This is a genomic window from Gordonia lacunae (assembly GCF_002149015.1).
In the GTDB taxonomy this organism is placed as follows: Bacteria; Actinomycetota; Actinomycetes; order Mycobacteriales; family Mycobacteriaceae; genus Gordonia; species Gordonia lacunae.
Genome location: NZ_NGFO01000013.1, coordinates 75222 through 88693, shown reverse-complemented (window position 1 = coordinate 88693; position 13472 = coordinate 75222). Strand labels below are relative to the sequence as shown.

Annotated in this window: 13 protein-coding genes; 8 read left to right on the top strand and 5 right to left on the bottom strand. The window is 68.6% G+C overall.

Annotation, left to right across the window (positions count from 1 at the left end):
- The gene (locus CA982_RS12945) at window positions 1–1128 is read right to left on the bottom strand and encodes a beta-mannosidase (RefSeq protein ID WP_244176245.1); all 1128 of its coding nucleotides are present in this window, start codon (window positions 1126–1128) and stop codon (window positions 1–3) included.
- Window positions 1129–1162: 34 nt separating this feature from the next.
- Between CA982_RS12945 and CA982_RS12940 the strand changes: the two genes are divergently transcribed.
- Window positions 1163–1708, top strand: coding sequence for a DUF2599 domain-containing protein (locus CA982_RS12940; protein WP_086535721.1), 546 nt, complete (start codon window positions 1163–1165; stop codon window positions 1706–1708).
- 135 nt (window positions 1709–1843) lie between these two features.
- On the opposite strand, the gene CA982_RS12935 is transcribed toward CA982_RS12940, so the two are convergent.
- The 3 genes from CA982_RS12935 to CA982_RS12925 all read right to left on the bottom strand — a co-directional run bounded on the left by CA982_RS12935 (window position 1844) and on the right by CA982_RS12925 (window position 4598).
- Entirely contained in the window at window positions 1844–2713 is an 870-nt protein-coding gene (locus tag CA982_RS12935) for a metal ABC transporter permease (protein WP_086535720.1), read from the bottom strand.
- Window positions 2710–3528 (bottom strand): metal ABC transporter ATP-binding protein, encoded by an 819-nt coding sequence (locus CA982_RS12930; protein ID WP_086535773.1) that lies wholly within the window; start codon window positions 3526–3528, stop codon window positions 2710–2712. Before CA982_RS12930 ends, CA982_RS12935 begins: the two co-directional genes overlap by 4 nt.
- Window positions 3529–3608: 80 nt before the next feature.
- Window positions 3609–4598 carry a metal ABC transporter solute-binding protein, Zn/Mn family gene (locus CA982_RS12925; RefSeq protein WP_086535719.1) on the bottom strand — a complete coding sequence of 330 codons (990 nt, stop codon included), beginning with the start codon at window positions 4596–4598 and terminating at the stop codon, window positions 3609–3611.
- 128 nt (window positions 4599–4726) lie between these two features.
- On the opposite strand from CA982_RS12925, the gene mshA reads away from it, so the two are divergent.
- From mshA to CA982_RS12910, 3 genes are all read left to right on the top strand, one after another.
- Entirely contained in the window at window positions 4727–6082 is a 1356-nt protein-coding gene (gene mshA / locus CA982_RS12920) for a D-inositol-3-phosphate glycosyltransferase (RefSeq protein ID WP_086535772.1), read from the top strand.
- Between the two features lie 21 nt (window positions 6083–6103).
- Window positions 6104–6718, top strand: coding sequence for a type III secretion system chaperone family protein (locus CA982_RS12915; protein ID WP_086535718.1), 615 nt, complete (start codon window positions 6104–6106; stop codon window positions 6716–6718).
- An 81-nt stretch (window positions 6719–6799) separates the two neighbouring features.
- Window positions 6800–8407 (top strand): 4-coumarate--CoA ligase family protein, encoded by a 1608-nt coding sequence (locus CA982_RS12910; protein ID WP_086535717.1) that lies wholly within the window; start codon window positions 6800–6802, stop codon window positions 8405–8407.
- Between the two features lie 84 nt (window positions 8408–8491).
- Here the strand turns inward: CA982_RS12910 and CA982_RS12905 are convergent, their stop codons facing one another.
- Window positions 8492–9937, bottom strand: a complete 1446-nt coding sequence (locus CA982_RS12905) for an APC family permease (RefSeq protein ID WP_086535716.1) — start codon at window positions 9935–9937, stop codon at window positions 8492–8494.
- A gap of 151 nt (window positions 9938–10088) precedes the next feature.
- Here CA982_RS12905 and CA982_RS12900 point away from each other — a divergent pair, with 151 nt between their 5' ends.
- The 4 genes from CA982_RS12900 (at window position 10089) to CA982_RS12885 (ending at window position 13455) form a co-directional block, all read left to right on the top strand.
- Window positions 10089–10835, top strand: coding sequence for a phosphoglyceromutase (locus CA982_RS12900; protein ID WP_086535715.1), 747 nt, complete (start codon window positions 10089–10091; stop codon window positions 10833–10835).
- Between the two features lie 82 nt (window positions 10836–10917).
- Entirely contained in the window at window positions 10918–11238 is a 321-nt protein-coding gene (locus CA982_RS12895) for a GNAT family N-acetyltransferase (RefSeq protein ID WP_086535714.1), read from the top strand.
- A 118-nt stretch (window positions 11239–11356) separates the two neighbouring features.
- Complete coding sequence (locus CA982_RS12890; RefSeq protein WP_086535713.1) at window positions 11357–12772, top strand: sensor histidine kinase; 1416 nt, start codon at window positions 11357–11359, stop codon at window positions 12770–12772.
- Window positions 12769–13455 (top strand): response regulator transcription factor, encoded by a 687-nt coding sequence (locus CA982_RS12885; RefSeq protein WP_010842049.1) that lies wholly within the window; start codon window positions 12769–12771, stop codon window positions 13453–13455. The genes CA982_RS12890 and CA982_RS12885 overlap by 4 nt, the downstream gene beginning before the upstream one ends.
- Window positions 13456–13472: the final 17 nt, after the last annotated feature.

The following is a 13472-nucleotide window of genomic DNA, read 5'->3' as shown; positions in this document are numbered from 1 at the left end:
TCAGGAGGCGTTCTCGCGCACCACGTTCCACGCCGGGTCGTTCGGTCCGATGTCGTAGGTGCATTGCGTGCCACGCGGATCCGGGACGAACGACCACAGCAGGGCGCCGGCGACCCCGGCGGCACGATGGCGCGCGATGATGGTCTCGAACTGCTGGGCCCGGCTCGCCACCGATCGGCACGAGCCGGCGTGGATGCCGATCTCGTTGACCACGAGCGGTTTCCCGAGGGCATGCGCCTGCTCGAGACGCGCGCGCAGATTGCTACCCGCCGGGCCGGACTCGGGGTCCACGTCGGAGCGGTAGTCGTGGAAGTCGAGCACGTCCAGGCCGGTCGAGCGTCCGACCTCGGTGAACCCGCCACCCGCGAGGCCGCACTGGTCGCCGCCCACCAGACCCGAGAAGATCGGCCGATCGGCGTCGAAGGTCCGCAGATGGGCCCCGGCCCGGTCGAAGAACGACTTCAGCACCGCCGTGGCGTCGTCGGGACAGGTGCGATCCCGCCAGTCGCAGGAGGTGGCGCCGCACTCGCTCGCCTCGGGTTCGCCGACGAGTTCCCAGCCGGCGATGGACGGCTCGTCGTGCCACCGCGTCACCGCGAGCTCGACCCACTCGGCGTAGGACAGTCCGCCGACCCGCTGCTCGGTACGCCACCCGTCGACGTAGAAGTCGCGCTCCTTGAATCGCTCGTCCTCACAGTCCCCCGACCCTCCGGTGAGCACGGGCAACACCATCTGACGGTGCCGGGCCGCGGCCTCGAAGACCCGGTCGATCGGACCGAAGTCGAGCAGGCCGCTGCGCTTGTCGACGGCGAAGACCGAGTACAGGTTGAACCTCGTGAGGGCGCGAGGCGGGAGTTTGGCGAAGTAACCGTCGGCGTCCACCTGGGCACCGCACCCCCGGTTGACCGACCAGTCGGTACTGAGCTGATAGGCATTGAAACCCGCAGGCCACCAGGGTTTTCCATCGAGCAGCAGACCCGTCGGGGTGGTCGATGCACGGTGCGACTGGGTCGACTGGGGAGGTCCCGGATCGGGGGTACGCGCACACCCGGCCAGGCACGGCAGGACGACGGCGATCGCGGTCAGGAGCACCGCGAGCGCCCGCTTCGTCGTGCGTCGGTGGACCACAAGGTGCAGGCTACCCGTCACCTAAGGTGTCGGTATGTCGACGTGGTTCCGCAGGGCGGGTACGGGAGTGGCCGGCGGGGGTCGCCGACGGTGGCGTGCCGCGGCCGGCGCGCTGGCCGTCGTCGCGGTCCTGTCCGCGTGCGGGACCGACGCCGCCGAGCCCGGATCGGACGCCGCGAGTACGACCGGCTCGAGCATGGCGAGTCCGTCGCCCACCTCGTACTCGTCGGGCCCGTACTCGCCCACGGAGAGTGCTCCGGCGGTCGTCTACCGCCCGCCCTACATCGAGCGAACCGAATGGACCGACACCGCGGTCGGCCCGAGCCTCTCGGTGTTCCCCACGGACTCCGGGCGCCACACCACCGAGCCCGGCGCGATGGCCGCGGCATGGGCGGAGGTCGTCGCGTCGGATCCCACCGCCGACACCCCCGGCATGCAGGCCCAATTCGACTGCCACTGGCGGTTCGCGCGGATCGTCGAACCCGAGAAGCCCAGCTGGAATCTGGAGCCCGGCCGCCCCGTGGTCGCCGAGGAGGACATGGTCGGCGCCGGCTGCAACCCCGGCTTCCCCGAGGAGTAGCCGCACGCCGTGACCCGCCGCACGCGGTGACTCAGCGCGTGCGATGCACGCCGTGACTCAGCGCGTGCGATGCACGCCGTGACTCAGCGCGTGCGATGCACGCCGTGACTCAGCGCGTGCGATGCACGCCGTGACTCAGCGCGTGCGATGCACGCGGCGGTTGCCGATGATCCGGCACACGACGTAGATCGCGAACGAGATGATCGTGACGAAGACCGACACGGGCAGCTTGGGAGCGAGCGACAGCAGCAGCCCGCCGACCGCCGCGACTTCGGCGAACACGACCGACAGCACCAGCGTGCGCGTCGGATTCGACGTGACGCGGGCGGCCGCGGCGCCGGGGGTGATCATCAGCGACATCACCAGCAGCGCGCCGATGATCTGCACGCCCTGCGCGGCCGCCAGACCCATGATGATCGCGAACACCACGGACAGGGTCCGGATGGGCACGCCCTGCGCCTGCGCGACGCGGGGGTCGGTGGACGCGAACAGCAGCGGCCGGTAGATCACCGCCAGCACGACGACGACGATGCCCGTGGTGATGGCTATCGCGACGAGGCCGTTGATGCCGACGCTGACGACCTGACCGGTCAGCAACGCGAAGCCGGTCCCGATCCGCCCGTAGAGGGCGAGGAACAGCACGCCGATGCCGAGGCCGAACGCCATGACGACGCCGATCACCGAGTCGCGCTCCCGCGCCTTGTTGCCGAGGAAGCCGAACACCGCCGCGGCGATGACCGCGCCGATCACGCCACCCAGGTTGACGCTGAACCCGATCAGCAGGGCCGCCGCGGCGCCGGTCACCGACAATTCGCTGGCACCGTGCACCGCGAACGACATCTGCCGCGCGACGATCAGCGGACCCAGCAGGCCACCGAGGAGGCCGAGCAGCACCATCGCGAGCAGTGCCTGCTGCATGAAGTCGTAGCCCAGCAGGTCGATGGTGGTGGAGAAGTCCCAGAGATCGCTCAACGAGCGATCGGCGGCGGTGTAGGTGGTGCTCATGCCAGACCACCCGAGCGTGCGACACCCGAATCCGTCTCCGCGGCACAGTGATGGGCGTCCTCGCCGCCGATCACGACGAGACGGCCGTTGACACGGAGCACCTCGACGTCGCTGCCGTAGAGCTCGCTCAGCGTCTCCGTCGTCATCACCTCATGCGGCTCGCCGATGCGGAACCGACCGTCGACCAGGTAGAGGACGCGGTCGACGTAGGGGAGGATCGGGTTGATCTCGTGGGTCACGAAGACCACGGCCGTCCCGGCCTCCCGGCGCCGGTGGTCGATGAGTTCGACGACGATCTGCTGGTTCGTGGGGTCGAGGCTGGCGAGCGGTTCGTCGCACAGCAGCAGTCCGGGATCGCTCACCACCGCCTGCGCGACCCGCAGCCGCTGCTGTTCACCGCCGGAGAGGACGCCGAGCGGCGCGTCGGCGTACGGCAGCGCATCCACCGCGCGCAGAGCGCGGTCGACGAGCTCGCGTCGGCGCGCCCGTCCGCGCAAACCCACGCCCCAGCGGCCACCGTCGACACCGAACCCGACGAGGTCCCGTCCGCGGATGGCCATCGGGTCGGCATCGTCCTCGGCGTGCTGCTGCGGGATGTAGCCGACCGCGTCGGTGGTGGTGACACTGCCGCGGTCGAGCGCGTACTGGCGCAGCAGGACCCGGAGGAACGAGGTCTTGCCCGAACCGTTCGGCCCGAGAACCGCGATGAACTCCCCGGGCTCGATGGTCAGGTCCAGGTCGTCCCAGAGGATCCGGTCGCCGAACGCGAGGCGCGCACCGGTGAACGTGACGACCGGACGCGCGTCCGCCCCCACCCCGTTGTCACCGACCCCGTTGTCACCGACCCCGTTGTCACCGACCCCGTCGCTGCTCGACCCGTCGCCGCCTGGCCCGGTCAACGGGAACCGGAACCCAGCGCAGCGGTGAGCGCGTCGATCTGGGCGCCCTGCCAGACGAGGTAGTCGGTGACGCCGTCGGGGAGGGTCTCGGTGAACTTCACGACCGGGACGCCCGCCGAGCCCGCGACGTCGCGCATCGCCTGCGTCACCGGGTCCACGGCCTGGGTGTTGTAGATCAGCACCTTCGCCCGGCGGTCGACCAGGATGTCCTGGAGGGCCGCGCGGTCGGCGGCCGCCGGCGACTGGCCTTCCTCCACCGCCTGGGTGAACCCGGCCGGGGCGATGTCGACGAGTCCGGCCTCGGTCAGCAGGTAGCCCGCGAGCGGCTCGGTCTGGGCGACCTCGGTGCCCGCGTGCTGCTCCCGGATCGTCGTGAGCTTCGCCCGCAGGCCGTCGATGCCCGTGGTGAAGGTCTCGGCGTTGGCGCGGTAGGTCTCCGCGTTGCCCGGGTCCCGTTCGGCCAGCGCGTCGGCGACCTTGTCGGCCACCTGGGCGACGACCGGCAGGTCGTAGAAGACGTGCTCGTTCTGGTCGTCGTGCGAGTGGTCGTGGGCCCCGTCGGAGTGATCACCCCCGGACGCGTGATCGTCGCCGTGCTCGGCATGCTCGCCACCGGCCTCCGACGAGTGCTCCGCGCCGCCGAGCAGGGCGAACGCATCGACCGCCGTCGCGTCGGAGTTCGCCGCGGCCTCCTCCATGTAGGAGTCGTAGTGCCCGCCGTTGAAGACGAGGATGTCGGCGTCGGCGATGGTCGCGGTGTCGGCGGCGGACGGCTCGAACTCGTGGGGGTCACCGTCGGCGTTGTTGTACAACGCGGTGACCTGGGCCTTGTCCCCGGCGACGGCGGCCGCCACCGAACCCCACACGTTCGTGGAGGCGACGACGGTCGGGGGGCCGTCGCTCCCGCCGGAATCGTTCGAGCAGGCGGACAACACCAGGGCGGCGGCGGACAGCACGCCGGCCGCGGCCAGCAGGGATTTCCTCATCGACAACCTTTACGCAAATGACAATCGTTACCGAAAGCAGTCTAGGTGATCGGGACGGCGGGCGTGCAGGGTGTCCGCACGCCGGGGGACGCGTCGCGGAGATGCGGCATTTCTCTATGGTGGAGGCCATGACCTCCAGCCCGTTCCCGCGGCGTGTCGCGCTGATCTCCGTGCACACCTCGCCGCTGGCGCAACCGGGCACCGGAGACGCCGGAGGAATGAACGTCTACGTCTGGCAGACGGCGACCCGGCTGGCGCGTCGCGGAGTCGAGGTCGAGATCTTCACCCGCGCGACGTCGTCGGCCGACGCGCCCTCGGTCGCCGCCGCGCCGGGGGTCACGGTGCGCAACGTGGTCGCCGGCCCCTTCGAGGGCCTCGACAAGCGCGACCTACCCGCTCAGCTGTGTGCCTTCACGGCCGGGGTGCTGCGCGCCGAGGCCGCGCAGGCGCCCGGCTACTACGACGTGATCCACTCGCACTACTGGCTCTCCGGACAGGTGGGCTGGCTCGCCCGCGACCGGTGGGGTGTCCCGCTGGTACACACCGCGCACACCCTCGCCGCGGTCAAGAACGCGTCGCTGGCCGATGGCGACACGGCCGAGCCCCAGCTCCGTGTGATCGGGGAGCAGCAGGTCGTCGGGGAGGCCGACCGAATGGTCGCGAACACGCAAACCGAAGCAGCCGAACTGCTCTCGATGTACGGCGCCGCCGCAGAGCGTATCGACGTGGTGACGCCGGGGGCCGATCTGGACTGCTACACACCGGGATCCGCCTCGGCGGCCCGCGCCGCTCTCGACCTCGATCCCGACGAGATGATCGTGACGTTCGTCGGCCGCATCCAACCGCTCAAGGCCCCGGATCTCCTCGTGGCCGCGGCCGCACCGCTCATCCGCGAATCCGCGGCGTCCGGCCGGAAGCTGCGGGTGCTGATCGTCGGCGGGCCGTCGGGCTCGGGCCTGCAACGGCCCACCGCACTGATGGACCAGGTCGCCGAACTCGGGATCGCCGATTCGGTGACCTTCCTGCCCCCGCAGCCGGCGGAGCGTCTGGTGCAGGTGTACCGGGCATCCGATGTCGTTGCGGTGCCCAGTCATTCGGAGAGCTTCGGGCTGGTCGCGATCGAGGCGCAGGCGTGCGGGACACCCGTGATCGCCGCGAACGTGGGCGGTCTCGGCGTGGCCGTCGACGACGGCCGGACCGGTGTCCTGGTCAACGGGCACGGGGTCGGGGACTGGACGAATGCGCTCGAGAAGCTACTCGCTCAACCCGATCGTCTCGTCGAACTCGGACACAACGCCCGTTCCCATGCCGAGCAGTTCTCCTGGGAACACACGGTGGATCAGCTGCTGGAGAGCTACGGCCGCGCCATGCGGTCGTTCGCCGCGCACCGGAGTCCGGAATCGCCCGACTCGTCGGCGACGGCCGCGGCCGCCGCTCGCGTCCGACGCCGCTGGCGGCGCCGGCGCAACCGGGTCACCGTCTGAAGTCATCGAAGAGAGGATGCCGTGAGTCGCACCGAGGTCGTCGACCTGCTCGAGAAGACGCTGGGCGAGAACGAGATCGCCTTCACACGCAAGAGCGGCGGCGGCGCCGACGTCGACCACGTGGTCGTCGAACTGCCCGGCGAACGCAAACTCAAGACCACCGTGCTGCTCACGGCGAGCGAGCACGGGGTCCGGGTGGAGGCCTTCGTGTGCCGTCGGCCCGACGAGAACCACGCCGGCGTCTACAAGCACCTGCTGAAGCGCAATCGCCGCCTGTACGGCGTCGCCTACACCATCGACAACACCGGCGACATCTATCTGGTGGGCCGCATCTCCGCCGATGCCCTGAGCCCCGGCGAGGTCGATCGCATCCTGGGACAGGTCCTCGAGGCCGCCGACGGCGATTTCAACACCCTGCTCGAGCTCGGATTCCTCACCTCCATCCGGCGCGAGTGGGCGTGGCGGGTGTCGCGCGGTGAGTCCCTGCGCAACCTGCTGGCGTTCGAGCACCTCATCGACAAGGAGTCCCTGCCGGAGGCCGGGGCTCCGCTCGAGGGGCGTTATGTGCCCGGCGAGTCGGTCGTCGAGGGTGCACACCAGGCGACTGACGTCGGGTCGAAATCGGACGAATCGTAGACTCATCGCGAGAGGTCCACGTCACATCGTGTCAACATCCGTTGATACGATGCGGGCGAGAAATTCCCCAATGGAGGTGTCATGAGCTTCAAGAGTCCGTTCCCTGACGTCGAGATCCCCGACGTGAGCGTGTTCGAGTTCCTGTTCGGTGCGGTGGCCGAGGAGGACCTGTCCCGTATCGCGCTGGTGGACCCGAAGTCGGGGGCGACGACGACGTATGCGCAGTTGATCTCGCAGATCGACGCGGCGGCGGGTGCGTTGGCGTCGCGGGGGATCGGTGTGGGCGACGTGGTGGGCATCCTCTCGCCCAACATCCCGGCGTTCGCCACGGTGTTCCACGGCATCCTGCGCGCCGGTGGCACCGCCACGACGATCAACGCGCTGTTCACCGGTCCCGAGATCGCCAAGCAGTTGCGGGATTCGGGCGCCAAGATGCTGGTGACGGTCTCACCGATGCTCGAGCAGGCCAAGGCCGCCGCCGCCGAGGTGGGGCTCGCGGATGCGGACCTGATCGTGCTCGACGGCGACGGGCAGGACGCCTCGGGGCACCCGAACGCGGCGGATCTGCTCGGGGCGGGACTGTCCGCGCCGGAGGTGTCCTTCGATCCGTCCACCCATGTCGCGGTGCTGCCGTACTCGTCGGGGACGACGGGCAACCCGAAGGGTGTGGCGCTCTCGCACCGCAACCTGGTGGCCAACGTCGCCCAGATCCGTCCCCTGCAGGGCATGGGCGCCGACGACGTGGTGATCGCGGTGCTGCCGTTCTTCCACATCTACGGGATGACGGTGCTGCTGAACGCGGCGCTGTACAACCGGGCGTCGCTGGTGGTGATGCCGCGGTTCGATCTGGTCGAGTTCCTGGAGAACATCCAGAACCACAAGGTGACGATGGCCTACATCGCCCCGCCGGTGGCGGTGGCGCTGGCCAAGCACCCGATCATCGACAACTACGACCTGTCCTCGCTGCACACGATGATGTCGGGCGCCGCGCCGCTCGACGACGAGCTGGGTCAGGCGGTGGCCAAGCGACTGGACCTGCACATGCTGCAGGGCTACGGCATGAGCGAGTTGTCGCCGGTCAGTCACATCATCCCGGCCGACACCCCGGGTCTGCTGGGGCAGCAGGATCCGCCGCTGTCCTCCACGGGCTGGGCGGTGCCCAACTCGGAGAACAAGATCGTCGATCCCGCCTCCGGCGCGGAGATCGAGCTGCCGAGCGAGGGTCTGTCCGAACCCGGCGAGCTGTGGGTCAAGGGCCCCAACGTGATGCTGGGTTACCTCAACAACGAGCAGGCGACCGCCGACACCATCGATGCCGACGGTTACCTGCACACCGGTGACATGGCGCAGGTCGATCCGACCGGCTGCGTCTACATCGTCGACCGGCTCAAGGAACTCATCAAGTACAAGGGCTACCAGGTGCCGCCCGCCGAGCTCGAGGCGCTGTTGCTGACCAACGACAGGATCGCCGACGCCGCGGTGATCGGCGTGATCGAGCCCGAGTCCGGTGAGGAGATCCCGAAGGCGTTCGTGGTCCGCCAGCCCGATGCCGAGATCTCCGCCGAGGAGGTCATCGAGTTCGTGGCCTCGAAGGTCGCCCCGCACAAGAAGGTCCGCGCGGTGGAGTTCATCGAGACGATCCCGAAGTCCGCCTCGGGCAAGATCCTGCGCAAGGATCTCCGGAAGTAGTTCGGCCCCTGAGGCCTGTACGACGCTGAGACCCGTATGACGTTGTGCCCGGAATCCGGGCACAACGTCATACTTTTTCTGTGCTCAGGGGATCTCGTGCGGCGGGATGTCGTCGTAGTGCGCGTCGGTCGTGCCCGAGCGCCTGCGCCACCAGTAGGTCAGGGCCCACAGGACGACGCCGAGGAGCAACAGCCAGCCGGCGATCACGTACTGCTCGGGATCGCGCCCGGTGACCGGCAGCGTCAGGTATCCGCACGTGAGCGCGCCCAGGACCGCGATCGGGGTGTAGGTGCGGAAGTGCTTGTGCCCCACCTTGTCCTTGCGCAGCACCAGGACCGAGACGTTGACAACGGTGAACACCGCGAGCAGCAGCAGTGCGGTGGTGCCGCCGAGGAGCCCGACGATCGAGCCCGCGGGGTCGGCGCTGACGTAGGTCAGCAGGCACAGGGCGATGACGGTGGTGAAGACGACGGCGGCGAACGGTGTCCGGCGCCCCGGGTGCACGTAGGCGAGGAACTTCGGGAGCACCCCCTGCTTGGCCATGCCGTACAGCAACCGGCTGGCCATCATCATGTTGATGAGTGCGGTGTTGGCGACCGCGAACATCGAGATCCACGGCAGCAGGTCCGACATCGGGAAGTCCGGTGCCGCGGTCTGCACGACGTCGACGAGCGGGGTCTCGCTCTCGGCGAGGACGCCGACCGGGACGATCGCCACCGCACAGATCGCGATGAGCACATAGACGACCGCGGTGATGCCGAGACCGCTCAGCATGACCTTCGGGAAGATCCGGACGGGTTCCTTGCACTCCTCGGCCATGTTCACCGAGTCCTCGAAACCGACCAGGGCGAAGAACGCCAGCGATGTCGCCGCGGTGACCGCGATGAAGACGTTCTTGTCGTCCGGACTCTCGAAGGCCACCACCGCATCCCAGTGATCGGCGTTGCCGCCCACGATGAACCAGTAGCCGATGAACAGCACCAGGAGCAGGCCGGTCAGCTCGACGAGGGTCAGGACCACGTTGGTGCCCACACCTTCGGCGACGCCGCGGAAGTTGATGAACATGACGAGCAGCAGGAATCCGATGGCGATGGCGAACAGGGCCGGGCTCGTGGCGTCGGGCTTGTCGCCGCTGAAGGCGGTCAGCATGTTCACCGCGAACGCGCGGGACGCGGTGGTCGCCGAGGTGATACCCGAACACATGACGGTGAACAGCACGATGAACGTGATGAAGTGGACGCCGAATGCCTTGTGCACGTACAGCGCAGCGCCGGCGGCCTGGGGATACTTCGTCACCAGCTCCAGATAGGAGAACGCCGTCAGCGTCGCCACCGCGAAGGCGATCAGGAACGGCAACCAGGCCGCGCCGCCGACCTCGCCGGCGACCTGGCCGGTGAGCGCGTAGACGCCGGTACCCAGGATGTCGCCGATGATGAACAGCAACAACAGCTTCCAGCCCAACACGCGTTTGAGCTCGGGCTGCTTCTCCGCATTCTGGCCGGTCGCGCCGGCGTCTGTACTGGCTGTCATGCGCTCACGCTAGACCTGCCCCGGTCCGTTCGCGCGGCGAATCGACGGGTTCATTACCATTCGGCCGATCCGCGGCGCGCACCGGGGGTCTTCCCGGGATCGGACCGCCGGTGCGCGGAGGGTGCGCGCCGTCTGTGGAAAACTATCGGCCATGAGCAACGGCACCTTGATCCTGATGCGTCACGGCGAGAGCGAATGGAATGCGTCCAACCAGTTCACCGGCTGGGTCGATGTGGCGCTCACCGACAAGGGCAAGGCCGAGGCCGAGCGCGGGGGCGAGCTCCTCGTCGAGCACGACCTGCTGCCCGACGTCGTCTACACCTCGCTGCTGCGTCGCGCGATCACGACCGCGCACATCGCCCTGGACCGGGCCGATCGGCTGTGGATCCCGGTGATCCGCGACTGGCGCCTCAACGAGCGTCACTACGGCGCCCTGCAGGGCCTCAACAAGGCCGAGACCAAGGAGAAGTACGGCGACGAACAGTTCATGCTGTGGCGTCGCAGCTACGACACCCCGCCGCCGGCGATCGAACCCGACGCCGAGTACAGCCAGGTGGGCGATGCCCGGTACGCCGACCTCGACGAGGTCCCGCTGACCGAGTGCCTCAAGGACGTCGTCGAGCGGTTCATCCCGTACTACCTCGAGACCATCGTCGCCGATGTCCGCGCCGGCAAGACGGTCCTGCTGGCGGCTCACGGGAACTCGTTGCGCGCGCTCGTCAAGCATCTCGACGGCATCTCCGACGAGGACATCGCGGGGCTCAACATCCCGACCGGCAACCCGCTGCGCTACGACCTCGACGACGACCTGAAGCCGCTGAACCCGGGTGGTACGTACCTGGACCCTGAGGCGGCCGCCGCCGGTGCCGCAGCGGTGGCCGCCCAGGGGCAGAAGTAGGCGCCGGAGTCCGTCCCGGACAACCAGACGTGACACATTTCGCCATGGCGTCGACGGTGTGGCGCGCGCTACATTAGACGGCATGGCGGATGTGGGAAACCTGCGAATCGAGCATTCACCTGCGCAGGAACGGTACGAGGCGATCCTCGTCGCCGATTCCTCGGGCGAGGACGAGGTCGTCGGCTACCTCGACTATGTCTCCGAGCCGTACCAGGTGGTCGTCACGCACACCGTGATCCGGGAGCAGTTCAGCGGTCACGGCTATGCGGGACAACTCGTCCGGGCCGTCCTCGAGGACATCCGCGGCAACGGCAAGCAGGTCGTGCCGGTCTGCTCCTATGTGCAGCGTTTCATCGAACGCCACCCCGAGTTCGCCGACATGGCGGTGCCGGTTCCCCAATGACCGTCACGGTCGGGCTGGTCCCAGCACTCGCAGGGTCTCCGGCCAACTCCGCGTGAACAGCTGCCGAACACCTTCGTCAGATGTGCGTTCGGAGTTGGTCGAGCCGTAAGCTGCCCCTGTGACCGCCGCAATCTCCGCCGCGACGATCGCGTTCGTACTCGCGCTCTGCCTCGGTGTCGTGATCGGTCGACGCACCCGGGACCGTGGCCGGTCCCGCGGACTCGCGTTCATCGATCGCCTCTCGCGTGGTTCCGCGTCCGCCGACGCCGCCGCGACCGTCCGCCACGTGACCCTCGGTCCCCGCTCCGTGCCCTCCTGGGCGGAGGTCCGCGACTCCGATGTCCAGGCGACCACCGATGACGGCCGGATGACCAAGGCCGGGCTGCTCAGCATGGTCGTGCGCAACACCGAGACCGCCATCGCCGTCGTCGACGAGTTCCGCGACGTGGTGCTGTACAACCAGCGGGCCGTCGAACTCGGGCTCGTGCGCGAGATGCTGCTGGCCGACCCCGTGTGGGACGCCGTGAAAGAAGTCCTCGACACCGGCGTCGCCCGCCGGTTCGAGTTCAGCCCGCCGATGTCGAGCCTCGGCTTCGTCTCGACCGGCCGGACCCCACGGCCCAGCGTCGAACACGTGCGCTGCCACGCCAAGATCGTCGCGCAGGGGGACGAACGCTACGTCGTCGCCTACGGGCTCGACGACACCGAACACAAGCGGGTGGAGGCCACCCGGCGCGACTTCGTCGCCAACGTCTCCCACGAGCTCAAGACACCCGTCGGGGCGATCGGCCTGCTCGCCGAGGCGCTGCTGGAGTCGGCCGACGACACCGACTCGGTGCAGCACTTCAGCCGCCGTGTGGTCGGCGAGACCAAGCGCATGGGCAACATGGTGAGCGAACTGCTGGCGCTGTCCCGGCTGCAGGACGGCGTCACACCGGAGTTCACCTGCATCGACGTCGATTCGCTCATCGACGACGCGCTGGCGTCGGCGACCCTCGCCGCCGAGGCGGCCGCGATCGAGCTGCGCGCGGACGACCCGATCGGGGTGACCATCCGCGGCGACCGGCCGCTGCTGCTCACCGCGCTGAACAACCTCATCTCCAACGCCGTCTCGTACTCACCGTCGGACACCGTGGTCTCCATCAGTCGCCGGGTCATCAAGATCGAGGGGCGGCCGATGGTGGCCATCGCGGTCACCGACCGCGGGATCGGGATCGAGCCGGACGATCAGCAGCGCGTCTTCGAACGGTTCTTCCGGGTCGACAAGGCCCGCTCGCGGATGACCGGCGGCACCGGCCTCGGCCTTGCCATCGTCAAGCACGTGGCCGCCAACCACGGCGGCACCATCAACCTGTGGAGCAAGCCCGGAACGGGATCCACGTTCACGCTCTGCATCCCGGAGGATCTCTCGGACACCGGCTGGCCGGTGGCGGCCGAGCAGGCTCTGTCGGACCCCGATTCACCGCCCCGCGCACTTCCCTCCGCGCAGGGCGACGACCCATCTGCCCGACCCACCGAAGGACACACGAGTTGACCCACGTTCTGATCGTCGAGGACGAGGAATCGCTGGCGGACCCGCTGGCATTCCTGTTGCGCAAGGAAGGCTTCGAGGCCAGCGTCATCACCGATGGCGCACAAGCCCTGTCGACCTTCGATCGGGTGAGTCCCGACATCGTGCTCCTCGACCTCATGCTGCCCGGGATGTCCGGAACCGAGATCTGCAAGGCCCTGCGCACCCGGTCGAATGTCCCGGTGATCATGGTGACCGCGCGCGACAGCGAGATCGACAAGGTCGTCGGCCTCGAGCTCGGCGCGGATGACTATGTGACCAAGCCGTATTCGGCCCGCGAGCTGATCGCCCGGATCCGCGCTGTGCTGCGTCGCGGTGGAGATGTGCCCGACGACGGTCTCGAGATCGGGATCCTGGAGGCCGGACCGGTCCGGATGGACGTCGAACGGCATACCGTGTCGGTCAACGGAACGCCGATCACGTTGCCGCTCAAAGAATTCGATCTCCTCGAGTACCTGCTGCGCAATGCCGGGCGGGTGCTGACCCGGGGTCAGCTCATCGACCGGGTGTGGGGCGTTGACTACGTCGGCGACACCAAGACGCTCGACGTGCACGTCAAGCGGCTGCGCTCCAAGATCGAGCCGGATCCGGCGAATCCCAAGCACCTCATCACCGTTCGCGGTCTCGGCTACAAGCTCGAGGCATGAGCCGCCGGGCCGCGGCC

Coding starts and splice junctions, on each gene's coding strand:
- CA982_RS12940 (WP_086535721.1), top strand. CDS start 1,163: ATGTCGACGTGGTTCCGCAGGGCGGGTACGGGAGTGGCCGGCGGGGGT.
- CA982_RS12935 (WP_086535720.1), bottom strand. CDS start 2,713: ATGAGCACCACCTACACCGCCGCCGATCGCTCGTTGAGCGATCTCTGG.
- CA982_RS12925 (WP_086535719.1), bottom strand. CDS start 4,598: ATGAGGAAATCCCTGCTGGCCGCGGCCGGCGTGCTGTCCGCCGCCGCC.
- mshA (WP_086535772.1), top strand. CDS start 4,727: ATGACCTCCAGCCCGTTCCCGCGGCGTGTCGCGCTGATCTCCGTGCAC.
- CA982_RS12910 (WP_086535717.1), top strand. CDS start 6,800: ATGAGCTTCAAGAGTCCGTTCCCTGACGTCGAGATCCCCGACGTGAGC.
- CA982_RS12905 (WP_086535716.1), bottom strand. CDS start 9,937: ATGACAGCCAGTACAGACGCCGGCGCGACCGGCCAGAATGCGGAGAAG.
- CA982_RS12900 (WP_086535715.1), top strand. CDS start 10,089: ATGAGCAACGGCACCTTGATCCTGATGCGTCACGGCGAGAGCGAATGG.
- CA982_RS12895 (WP_086535714.1), top strand. CDS start 10,918: ATGGCGGATGTGGGAAACCTGCGAATCGAGCATTCACCTGCGCAGGAA.